This window comes from Olivibacter sitiensis DSM 17696 (genome assembly GCF_000427965.1).
GTDB lineage: Bacteria > Bacteroidota > Bacteroidia > Sphingobacteriales > Sphingobacteriaceae > Olivibacter > Olivibacter sitiensis.
Genome location: NZ_ATZA01000053.1, coordinates 19,212 through 29,173 on the forward strand (window position 1 = coordinate 19,212; position 9,962 = coordinate 29,173).

The 9,962-nt window shown below is 41.8% G+C and carries 14 protein-coding genes; 5 read left to right on the forward strand and 9 right to left on the reverse strand.

Features of this window, described 5'->3' with window-relative positions:
- Nucleotides 1-2: 2 nt before the first annotated feature.
- The 5 genes from eno to A37S_RS0119695 all read right to left on the reverse strand — a co-directional run bounded on the left by eno (nt 3) and on the right by A37S_RS0119695 (nt 5,581).
- Complete coding sequence (gene eno / locus A37S_RS0119675; protein ID WP_028298468.1) at nt 3-1,298, reverse strand: phosphopyruvate hydratase; 1,296 nt, start codon at nt 1,296-1,298, stop codon at nt 3-5.
- 95 nt (nt 1,299-1,393) lie between these two features.
- A complete protein-coding gene (gene carA, locus A37S_RS0119680; protein WP_028298469.1) occupies nt 1,394-2,494 on the reverse strand; it encodes a glutamine-hydrolyzing carbamoyl-phosphate synthase small subunit in 1,101 nt (366 codons plus the stop codon).
- 238 nt (nt 2,495-2,732) lie between these two features.
- Nucleotides 2,733-3,137: a Dabb family protein gene (locus tag A37S_RS0119685; protein WP_028298470.1), complete on the reverse strand. Its 405-nt coding sequence runs from the start codon at nt 3,135-3,137 to the stop codon at nt 2,733-2,735.
- A 212-nt stretch (nt 3,138-3,349) separates the two neighbouring features.
- Nucleotides 3,350-4,615, reverse strand: a complete 1,266-nt coding sequence (locus A37S_RS0119690) for a PQQ-dependent sugar dehydrogenase (RefSeq protein WP_245586433.1) — start codon at nt 4,613-4,615, stop codon at nt 3,350-3,352.
- A gap of 87 nt (nt 4,616-4,702) precedes the next feature.
- Nucleotides 4,703-5,581, reverse strand: a complete 879-nt coding sequence (locus A37S_RS0119695; protein ID WP_028298472.1) for a diacylglycerol/lipid kinase family protein — start codon at nt 5,579-5,581, stop codon at nt 4,703-4,705.
- Nucleotides 5,582-5,650: 69 nt separating this feature from the next.
- Here A37S_RS0119695 and A37S_RS0119700 point away from each other — a divergent pair, with 69 nt between their 5' ends.
- Nucleotides 5,651-6,625 carry an App1 family protein phosphatidate phosphatase gene (locus tag A37S_RS0119700; protein WP_028298473.1) on the forward strand — a complete coding sequence of 325 codons (975 nt, stop codon included), beginning with the start codon at nt 5,651-5,653 and terminating at the stop codon, nt 6,623-6,625.
- A gap of 19 nt (nt 6,626-6,644) precedes the next feature.
- On the opposite strand, the gene A37S_RS0119705 is transcribed toward A37S_RS0119700, so the two are convergent.
- The 4 genes from A37S_RS0119705 to A37S_RS26815 form a co-directional block, all read right to left on the reverse strand.
- Nucleotides 6,645-7,238 (reverse strand): RNA polymerase sigma factor, encoded by a 594-nt coding sequence (locus tag A37S_RS0119705; RefSeq protein ID WP_028298474.1) that lies wholly within the window; start codon nt 7,236-7,238, stop codon nt 6,645-6,647.
- A gap of 196 nt (nt 7,239-7,434) precedes the next feature.
- Nucleotides 7,435-7,677 carry a hypothetical protein gene (locus tag A37S_RS0119710; RefSeq protein WP_028298475.1) on the reverse strand — a complete coding sequence of 81 codons (243 nt, stop codon included), beginning with the start codon at nt 7,675-7,677 and terminating at the stop codon, nt 7,435-7,437.
- A 65-nt stretch (nt 7,678-7,742) separates the two neighbouring features.
- Complete coding sequence (locus A37S_RS0119715; protein ID WP_028298476.1) at nt 7,743-8,138, reverse strand: TolB family protein; 396 nt, start codon at nt 8,136-8,138, stop codon at nt 7,743-7,745.
- A gap of 54 nt (nt 8,139-8,192) precedes the next feature.
- Nucleotides 8,193-8,501, reverse strand: coding sequence for a hypothetical protein (locus A37S_RS26815; protein WP_084163980.1), 309 nt, complete (start codon nt 8,499-8,501; stop codon nt 8,193-8,195).
- A gap of 256 nt (nt 8,502-8,757) precedes the next feature.
- Between A37S_RS26815 and A37S_RS0119725 the strand changes: the two genes are divergently transcribed.
- The 4 genes from A37S_RS0119725 to A37S_RS26825 form a co-directional block, all read left to right on the forward strand.
- On the forward strand, nt 8,758-9,000 hold the full coding sequence (locus A37S_RS0119725) for a helix-turn-helix domain-containing protein (protein WP_036603390.1): 243 nt from the start codon (nt 8,758-8,760) through the stop codon (nt 8,998-9,000).
- Nucleotides 9,001-9,156: 156 nt separating this feature from the next.
- Entirely contained in the window at nt 9,157-9,324 is a 168-nt protein-coding gene (locus A37S_RS27575; RefSeq protein WP_169719539.1) for a hypothetical protein, read from the forward strand.
- Nucleotides 9,325-9,518: 194 nt separating this feature from the next.
- Complete coding sequence (locus A37S_RS28370) at nt 9,519-9,677, forward strand: PIN domain-containing protein (protein WP_084163984.1); 159 nt, start codon at nt 9,519-9,521, stop codon at nt 9,675-9,677.
- A 112-nt stretch (nt 9,678-9,789) separates the two neighbouring features.
- The coding region (locus A37S_RS26825; RefSeq protein ID WP_084163981.1) for a helix-turn-helix domain-containing protein at nt 9,790-9,962 on the forward strand (173 nt) is incomplete at its 3' end.

Genomic DNA, 9,962 nt, shown 5'->3' on the forward strand with positions numbered 1-9,962 from the left:
TTTTATTTCTTCGCAAACTTAAAGCTCTTGCCCAAGAATTTGGCATTGTTGCCCAGTTCTTCTTCTATGCGAAGCAACTGGTTGTACTTGGCCATGCGGTCTGAGCGAGAGGCTGAACCGGTCTTTATCTGTCCGCAGTTCAATGCTACCGCTAAATCAGCAATGGTATTGTCTTCAGTTTCTCCAGAACGATGCGACATTACGGAAGTATAGCCGTTTGTTTGCGCCAATGTGACGGCATCTATCGTTTCTGACAAAGATCCTATCTGGTTTACCTTTACGAGGATGGAATTGGCGGTATGGTTATCTATACCGGTTTGTAGGCGCTTTACGTTAGTGACGAACAAATCGTCGCCTACCAATTGTATCTTATCGCCAATTTTGTCCGTCAGTAGTTTCCAGCCATCCCAGTCATCCTCAGCCATTCCGTCTTCGATGGAAATGATGGGATACTTTTCTGTCAACTGGGCTAGGTACTCGGCTTGTTCAGCACTGGTACGTATAGCTCCGCTTTCCCCTTCGAATTTTGTATAATCGTATTTGCCGTCTTTGAAGAATTCCGATGAAGCACAGTCTAGCGCTAGGCAGATATCTTCAGCTGGTTTGTAACCTGCTTTTTCGATGGCTTTTAAGATTGTTTCTATTGCATCTTCAGTGCCTTCGAAAGTAGGAGCGAAACCACCTTCATCACCTACTGCGGTAGAAAGGCCTCTATCATGCAGTATAGATTTCAGGTGATGGAATACTTCAGATCCCCACCGTAAAGCTTCCGAGAAAGATGTAGCGCCCACGGGCATAATCATAAACTCTTGGAACGCAATGGGCGCATCTGAGTGAGAACCGCCATTGATGATGTTCATCATCGGGATGGGCAGGGTGTTGGCGTTGACACCGCCTATATAACGATATAAGGGCTGGCGGCTTTCTTGTGCTGCGGCCTTGGCTACAGCCAAAGAAACGCCAAGGATAGCATTCGCACCTAAGTTGCTCTTGTTTTCGGTACCATCAAGCTCAATCATGATTTTGTCAATGGCATTTTGCTCAAAGACATCCAGGCCTTCTATGGCATTGGCTATTTTAGTGTTTACGTTTTCAACTGCTTTTAAAACGCCTTTACCTAGATATTTTGATTTATCACCATCACGCAATTCTACGGCTTCGTATATGCCGGTGGATGCTCCGGATGGAACAGCCGCACGACCTACAAAACCATTTTCGGTGGTTACGTCAACTTCTACTGTTGGATTTCCGCGCGAATCAAGTATTTGGCGCGCTTTCACATCAATAATTAAACTCATTTCTTTGATTCAATTTAATACGGACTTTCCGTATGTGTTTATTTGTTACAATATATTTGTTCAAATATATTCTTTTTCCCTAAAAATCTAGCAGATTATACCGTTAGCATGTCCACGAAATTGTCGAACAAGTACCGAGAATCGTGAGGACCTGGAGAGGATTCGGGGTGATATTGGACGGAAAATGCTTTTTTACCTTTCACCCTGATACCTTCTATGGATTTGTCATTCAGGTTTACGTGCGTGATCTCAATGTTGTCGGCATTTTCTATGTCTTCTGCCACCACGCCAAATCCGTGGTTTTGGCTGGTGATCTCACAGCTATTGTTGATAATGTTTTTTACGGGGTGATTAATGCCTCTATGTCCGTTGAACATCTTTTTTGTGCGCACACCATTGGCCAATGCCAAGAGCTGATGCCCTAGGCAAATGCCGAACAAGGGCTTGTCTGCCGCGATAATTTCTTTTACCGTGTCGATAGCATATGGCATTGCAGCTGGATCGCCAGGGCCATTGGATATGAAGTAGCCATCTGGGGTCCAAGCTTCCATTTCCGTAAAGCTGGTTTTTGCCGGGAATACCTTTGCATAGATGTTTCTTGCATGAAAATTGCGCAGAATGTTTTTCTTAACTCCCAAATCCAGCACAGCCACGCGGTATTTGGCATTTTCATCTCCAAAATAGTAGGCCGTATTGGTCGATACCTTAGACGAAAGTTCGAGCCCATCCATCGAGGGGACTTCTTTCAGTTTTTCCTTCAACACATCGATGTCGAGAATCTCTGAGGAGATGATGGCATTCATCGCTCCCTTGTGGCGTATATGGCGCACGAGCGATCGGGTATCTACATCGCTTATGCCGACCAAATTGTCTTCCTGGAAATAGTCTTGGATAGATTCATTTGCCAGTTTGCGGCTATAAGGCACGCTGTAATTTTTACATACCAATCCGGCTATCTGGATGGTGTTTGATTCCGTATCTTCTTCAGATACGCCATAGTTGCCTATGTGGGCATTGGTGGTGACCATGATTTGGCCATAATAGGACGGATCCGTGAAAATTTCCTGATAGCCTGTCATACCTGTGTTGAAACAGATCTCGCCAGTAGTCGTACCGATTTTCCCAGCTGCCTTGCCGTAGTAAACGGTGCCGTCTGCCAAAAGTAATACAGCAGGTAATTTGGTGAAGTTACTCATTGTTTATTTATACTTATTGTTTTGCTGTCTCGTAAGACTGTCAAGTTTTCTGGATAAAAAGAAAGGCCTTGACGGCCAGCGAGTTTGAATTGAACGAAAATAAGGGGTTTGCCGAAGTATATTTCGGGCTTACACGATAATGGGATGAAGCAAGAACCTTCATTTTTCACAAAGGACAAAGGTAATGGTTTTTACTCAATTTGCAATGTGGAGTTTGAAAAATGCAAAGCGCTGTCGCTTATAAGCAGGAATCATGTACTACCACTTTATACCAGTAGTGGCTATATTTCTGTATAGCATCTAGATGAATTGGATGCGTTTCATATACGTTGATGTCCGCTAGGTTTTTGAATGTAGCTAAAAGGTTGTATGTGAATGAGTTGTCTACTACTTCCCTTTGGTTTGTCTTTGCCGGCCTTCCATACCGCAACGATTGTACCACGGGAATTTCTCTTAGCAGTTCGAAAAAAGAGGCGAAATCGGTGATTTCTTGTTCGCTCAAGCCTTCCTTGAGCCAAAACAGCACATAATGTGTTATTTCTTCTGATTGGGCAGGGGCAGCATTTACCATGTTGGATGTGCCTGTTAGGAGCATAGCCGACGCTCCCGCTGCAGTGCTTTTGATGAAATTTCTTCTTTTCATAGTTTTTTTCTTTGTACCCCTATATTCTATATCCTATAGTAGATGGGGATGGCAGTTTAGTAACCTTGACAAAATAACCTCTCCACGTTGAAGGTGTAAGGACTTCACCAAAGGTTGCCTGCGCTATGGCTATGCAAGCAGCTTTGGTGAAGTTTTCAGAAGCAAATCGGAAAATAAATTTTCCAGTATCTCTTATCGGTTTGTTTGCGGACTCAATCTTTCTTTTTTATCAAGTAAAGCCATCCCATGTCTGTGACTGCATAGAGTGCACCATCAGGTGTGTCTACTATGTCTCTAAAGCGTTGTCCTTGGTCTGCAAGCAGCCTTTCTTCTCCTACTACCTTATTGTCTTCGATAAGGAGACGTGCTATATGGGTGCCACTGAGAGCAGCAATAAATAAATTGTTCTGCCATTCCGGAATAGTATTGGCCTTATAAAAGGTGATGCCGCTTGGCGAAATCACAGGATCGTAATAATAGATAGGTTGTTCCAACCCCTCTTTTTGTTGTATGGCATCACCCACCTTGCTGCCGCTATATTCTATTCCGTAGGTGATGATGGGCCAGCCGTAGTTTTTGCCCGGTTGGATTAGGTTCACCTCGTCGCCGCCTCTTGGGCCAAATTCTGTTTCCCATAGATCGCCAGTTACGGGGTGGAATGCCAATCCCTGAACGTTGCGGTGCCCGTATGAGTAGATCTCGGGCCTTTTGTCCGCGCTACCTTCAAATGGATTGCCCGGTGCCGGTTGGCCATCTTTGGTGATGCGTATTATTTTCCCTAGGGCGGAGTTGAGGTCTTGAGCTTGAGGTCTTGTTTCCAGGTCCGAGCGTTCTCCCGTACTGAAGATAATGTAGCCATCTTTATCGAAGAGAATGCGAGAGCCATAGTGCAGGCGGCCATCATAAGCTGGAGTCGCTTCATAGATGACTTTTACTTGTTGGACGGTTTTCTCGTCTTCAGAAAGCTTTCCTTTGGCCACAGCAGTCAGGTTTTTACCACCCGTCTTGCCCGAATAGGTCCAATAGATCATCCTGTTGGAAGGGAAATCGGGATCTAGTGCTACATCCAGCAGACCGCCCTGTGCCCGAGAGTCTACTTCCGGCAGGCCGGTGATAGGTTCGCTCAGGATACCGTCTTTGGTAGCAATTAGCATATTGCCCTCTTCCTTTTGGGTGATAAGTAGGCGACCGTCGGGCAACGTAATAATGCCCCATGGCCTTTTCAGTTCCTTGCTCAGAATCTGTACGTCATAGGCAGTATTCGTCTTAATGCCGCTTATACGTGTTTGTCCTTCAAATGCTGGCTTGTAGTCGCTATTGGGGGCCGCTGTTTCTACGGGGTCGAGCTTTACCGAGTCCCTACCATTCTCAATGTCTTGTTTGCTTTCGGCTGAGCCGCATCCCTGGAAAGCGGCAAGCGATACGGACAGAAGTCCGAAAAAGGTATGTTTCTTTAGCATTTCTAATTTTTTTTGCATAATTTATTACTATATTGGTGTATGTCTATATGATTTCCTTTTCCTTGATTCTTCAAATATCTTGTTTTTCCGATTTATTACAACTTTTTATTTGCTTATAACGGACATGGCATGTTCTATGATCTCTACCTTCAATTTGGAAATCTTCCCTATATATTCTCCATCAATTTGAAAGTAGGAAGGTCTATTGCAGTTTATTTCAACCTTTTTTGTCTTGATGATTTCGGTTTTAAAGGGGTTGAAGGGAATCCTTTTGGAAAAACGCATCTTTATCAATTCGAGCAAAGAAATGGTTTTTACAAGGATGATTTCTATTTTGTTGTCAAAAAGAGATCCGTCTCGATTGATCCTGACACCAGTGCCATAGGTGGTTCCATTTGCTACGACCAACATTTCTGCCTTTCGTTTTAGCATCATGCCTTTGTCATACAAGATGAATTTGATGCGTTTCTTGGATTTAAATGTACGCCAAGCGGCTTTTGCGTAGCCGGCCATGCCCCGAATATTGGTTTCCTGAAAACGTTTTATGATATGTGCATTCATGCCCACGTCGGCCAGGTGAACGCAGAGCTGTCCGTTGATATTTGCGGCATGGATCTGCCTGGGAGCACCGTATTGAGCGATCTCCAGGGCCATAGTGAGATCGTTCGGTATGTCGAATTCCCTTGCCATGCCATTGGCCGAGCCCGCAGGTATTATTGCCAAAGGGATGGGGCTGTGCAGAAGGCATTCGGCGACGAGTTTCACGGTGCCGTCTCCCCCTACCGCTATTACTCTGTCTGGCTTGTTTTTTGCAATTTCGTCCCTTATCTCCGCCACAGAACATCCTTTTTCCAATACGTAGAAGGCAATATGATGCGGTGTAGTGGCAAAATACCTGCTTATTTCGGATTTGTAATTTGTTTTTTTTGCCCCGGCATTGGGGTTGATTACGCAATAAAAGGATAATACTGGCTGTTGGCTCATGCAATAAAATATTGTGTTGACTACCAATGCAACAAAACTTGTGCATTTTTGTGCTGTTTGTAAGAAAATATGTCAAATAAATATAGTGTTAAATTATATCGGGGATACGGGCATCAGCATAATATGGTGGCATATGGCCATGCTTTTGAATGGATGGCGACAAGTAAAAAGGATATATACGAGAGCAGTTTAGCCAATATGGTTCACTTGTTGAAGCTTTTTATGGTAAGACCTTTTCCTTATGCCAGGCTTAGGCTGCACTTTGATAGCCAAATGGTTGAAACCGTAGCAGAGAAAGATGGTTTTTTTAAGTTCCAATGGTCTTCTTCGCAAGCGTTTGCAGGCGGTATGTATCCGCTTTTTGTGGAATTGCTCGGAGAAGGAGACAAAGTACTAGCTACGGATCGCAGTGATATTCTCATTCCTGAGATAACACAGATGGCTTTTATATCAGATATTGACGACACCGTGCTAGTTTCTCATTCCACTACCATTCTGAAAAGGATGAGGGAGTTGTTGGCCAAGAATCCATATAAGCGAAGGCTATTTAGCTCGGCTGCTATTTGGTATCAACTATTGGCGAGCGGAGGGGTGAAGGATCAACCATCTAACCCATTCTTTTATGTGTCTAGCAGCGAATGGAACCTATACGATAATATCATGAAGATATTTGAGCATAACATGCTCCCCTCGGGCGTTTTGCTTTTAAGCCATTTAAAGCGATTTCGTGAAGTTTTCAATACCGGGCGCACGAAGCACGAATCCAAGAAAGATAGGATAGCACGTATTATGCGCGTCTTTCCTCATCAAAAATTCGTGCTTATTGGTGACAATTCCCAGCGCGACCCCATGATCTATTCTGCTATCGTTGAAGAGTTTCCAGGCAGGGTATTTGCCATATTCATCCGTAACGTCAGAAAAAGAAAGGGCAAATCGACCCAACTTTTGATGGATCAGTTAACTGATATGGGCGTGCAGACTTATCTCTTCGAACATAATATCGATGCTATATTCCACTCTAGAGAGATCGGTCTTATTCAATAAATGAATTACAAGGGCCGCTTTAGCCCGTAGTCCTCAACGAAAGTTCGGCAACATCGCCCATCATTTTCCGAAGATTGTTAAGCGCATAACGCATGCGTCCCAGGGCGGTATTGATGCTTACCTCGGTGACCGTTGCGATTTCCTTGAAGCTCATTTCACCGTAATGGCGCATGATGAGTACTTCCTTCTGGTCGTCGGGCAATAATTGGATGAGTTTGCGCAGATCTCTGTGGGATTGTTCCTTTACGAGCTTGTCTTCCATGCTCTCATCAGCCAGAGATACGATGTCAAAGTAGTCGAAGGAGTCGTTGTTGGCCACGATGGGCGTCCTTCTTTCTTTTCTGAAATAGTCTATGACCAAGTTATTGGCGATGCGTATCACCCAGGGTAAAAACTTTCCTTCTTCGTTGTAACTGCCAGATTTGAGCGTTTTTATCACCTTTATAAAGGTATCTTGGAAAATATCTTCTGCCAGATGGGTATCCTTTACTAAAAGGTATATAGATGTGTATATTTTCGATTTATAACGGTTTATCAACACCTCTATCGAAGTATTGTCACCAGCCAAGTAAGAGTGTATCAACTCCTTGTCCGTCTTCTCGTATAGTCTCATGTAAGCTACTTTTTTGTCTTTTTTATTTAAAAAAGTTGAAGTAGTCGTGTTTCTATATTTTCTCCCCCTTACGCCGCCTTAATTGACGACAAATTCGCTGATATTTTTTCAAATGAAGATATTTTTCGATAAAAAACAAAGAAAAAAATGAAAATCGTTTAATAAGCTAACAAATTCAAGGCTTTAAAGTAAGCGTTCATGGCATAAATCTTAATGGTATTGGATGACATTTTTCTTTCTTGGCAAGTTGATCTGCGTTGTTTTTCAGTTCGTTCATCAGAGCTATCCTTTCTTCTGTTGAAGTGTCTTTTTCGGTACTGTCCTGTGCCGAACTTTCCGCCAGTGTAGGTGCGGGTGAATGGTTGTGACTGTTGACGTTTCCACATCCGAACATGGGGACAGTTATTGCCAATACGATAAGCCTGTAATCTATTTTCATGACGCTTTGATATGCAGATGCTTAGATGCTAGGTGGATGATTTGCTTTTGTTGACAATAAGCTATTCAATAAACGCTGCGCAGATATCCACTATTCATCACTTTCCTCATATTCGTTCCATCCACATTGCAGGAATAGATACCTTCTTCTACATTGCCGCCTCCTGATATGGAGATAAAAACGGTCTTCCCGTCCGGTGACAATTGGGGATAAAAGTCAAAATTGTGGATTTCACCCGTATCCCCAGGTAGAGCATAGTTTATCCTTGTTGGGTTGCTGCCATCATAGTTGGCTATCCAAATTTCATATCTGGAACTTACCGATTTGATGTAAAGTATCTTACCTATCTGCTGTTGCGTGGATGTGACAGTTTCAGCTTCCTTTTTGCAGCTCAATTGGAACAGGATAATAGATAGGGCGAATACGATCAATGCAATGGAACCTAGGAAAAATTTTTTCATGAATTTTGTTTTATATTTTAATAAATTATTAATAATTAGGCTGTTGATTCTTAGTTAATTCGAATTATAAGCATCATACACGTTCCAGATGAAGAATGCCATCATGCCCAAGATGCATAAGAAACCTAAAAAAGCCATGGATGCATTTCCTCCATCTGAGTTACTTTCATAAAAGCAATAGAACATCAGAATAAAACCAATAAGACCAAAAAGCCATATTAAGATTCCTTTTCCAATATCCCCTTTAATCATTTGCCCTACTCCAGGAATAAAAAAGGATATAAGTGCGGGTATGCCATGCTTCTTGTGTACTTCTTGTGTGTAAACGTTAGGTTGATCCTTATCTTGATTTAAATTTTCCATACGTTTATATTTTTATTGAATAAGATTGTTTAATGTGAAAGCCAACATCTTTGTATACTCGTTCAATTTGCAGCAAACATAAAGCTTTGAAATAGTAGGTAAATACGGGAAACCGTAAAAGGCTATAGGTCGTGCAACTTCATTTTTCATGACTTTTTAAGACGTTGATTGATTTTTATTTCAAAAGCAAATATAAAATAAATACATATACATGTATAGGTGATAGTGAAAAATTCTGTTCCGTTATTGCATGAAAATGGCAACAGAAGGATTTAAATCTGATATTGAACTTTATGTTATCAATAAGGTCCGCGAAATGCGCACTGCAAGGAACGTTTCACAGGCTGAACTGGCATTGAAACTTGGCCTTTCCGTAGGCTTCATCGGACATATTGAAAGCCCAAAACATAGGGCAAAATACAACCTCAACCATATCAACGAATTGGCGAAAGTATTTGGCTGTTCCGTTAAGGATTTCTTGCCTGATATTCCCTTTTGATTTTATCAACTTTTTAGTTGTACATGACAAAATTTCTTTTCCTGGTTCGTCTTTATGAGCAATCCCCGAGCTGCTATGGGATCGTTAAGGAAATATCATATCATTTAAAGCCGAATTCAAATAAATCGTAAATTTGATTAAGTGATTTTGTAAAAAATGACGGTAGTAATAGATGCAAATAATTCCAAAAATGTCGCTAAAATTCTTGCTGAAAAACTGAAGAAAAGTAAAAAGGCGGGAAATTTGTCCAAACATTTCGGAAAATTGAAACGAAATATCGACGGATTAAAATATCAGATTGCAATAAGGGAAAATGAGGATTGATTTTATTGCGGATACCAACTTTTTGATTTACGTCCATGAAGGAAACAAAATAATTGAACCTTTTTGGAATATAGTTTTGGGATTTCCTTCGTTTCAGAAGTTGAATTATTAGGTTTTGGTGGGGTCATAAAATCTGAAGAAATTAAACTGAAACAACTTGTAAATGATTATTTTGGGATTAATGGGATGCAAAAATCAAGGAACAAACTATTCAAATAAAGAGAAAATACAAGATAAAACTTCCAGATACAATAATCGCTTCTACTTCTCTTGTTTACGGAGTTCCTTTAGTCACTGCTGACAAAGGGTTTTCGAAATTGGAAGAACTTGACTTAATACTAATCGACCTCTAAAGAACATTCGTAAGTTCAATTAAGAAATGCAACAAAGGTTGAAATAAACATGCCAATTGGGGGTACCCCCAATTGGCATGTTTAAGGGAAAAAAACGACTTTTGAATTGCGAATGGAAAAATCACATTTAACCCTGGAACAAAGGTACGAAATCCAGGCTTACAGAGCGAGCGGAAAGAAGATCTCGGAGATCGCCGTTATCATCGGCAGGGACAAATCGGTAGTCAGCCGGGAGGTTAAGCGCAACAGTAATCCCAAAGGGGTCTACAAGGCCTCCTATGCCCA

What these genes read in the sequence shown, in the direction of transcription:
- eno (WP_028298468.1), bottom strand. Translation starts at nt 1,298, where the DNA reads ATGAGTTTAATTATTGATGTGAAAGCGCGCCAAATACTTGATTCGCGC.
- carA (WP_028298469.1), bottom strand. Translation starts at nt 2,494, where the DNA reads ATGAGTAACTTCACCAAATTACCTGCTGTATTACTTTTGGCAGACGGC.
- A37S_RS0119685 (WP_028298470.1), bottom strand. Translation starts at nt 3,137, where the DNA reads ATGAAAAGAAGAAATTTCATCAAAAGCACTGCAGCGGGAGCGTCGGCT.
- A37S_RS0119690 (WP_245586433.1), bottom strand. Translation starts at nt 4,615, where the DNA reads ATGCAAAAAAAATTAGAAATGCTAAAGAAACATACCTTTTTCGGACTT.
- A37S_RS0119695 (WP_028298472.1), bottom strand. Translation starts at nt 5,581, where the DNA reads ATGAGCCAACAGCCAGTATTATCCTTTTATTGCGTAATCAACCCCAAT.
- A37S_RS0119700 (WP_028298473.1), top strand. Translation starts at nt 5,651, where the DNA reads ATGTCAAATAAATATAGTGTTAAATTATATCGGGGATACGGGCATCAG.
- A37S_RS0119705 (WP_028298474.1), bottom strand. Translation starts at nt 7,238, where the DNA reads ATGAGACTATACGAGAAGACGGACAAGGAGTTGATACACTCTTACTTG.
- A37S_RS0119710 (WP_028298475.1), bottom strand. Translation starts at nt 7,677, where the DNA reads ATGAAAATAGATTACAGGCTTATCGTATTGGCAATAACTGTCCCCATG.
- A37S_RS0119715 (WP_028298476.1), bottom strand. Translation starts at nt 8,138, where the DNA reads ATGAAAAAATTTTTCCTAGGTTCCATTGCATTGATCGTATTCGCCCTA.
- A37S_RS26815 (WP_084163980.1), bottom strand. Translation starts at nt 8,501, where the DNA reads ATGGAAAATTTAAATCAAGATAAGGATCAACCTAACGTTTACACACAA.
- A37S_RS0119725 (WP_036603390.1), top strand. Translation starts at nt 8,758, where the DNA reads ATGGCAACAGAAGGATTTAAATCTGATATTGAACTTTATGTTATCAAT.
- A37S_RS27575 (WP_169719539.1), top strand. Translation starts at nt 9,157, where the DNA reads ATGACGGTAGTAATAGATGCAAATAATTCCAAAAATGTCGCTAAAATT.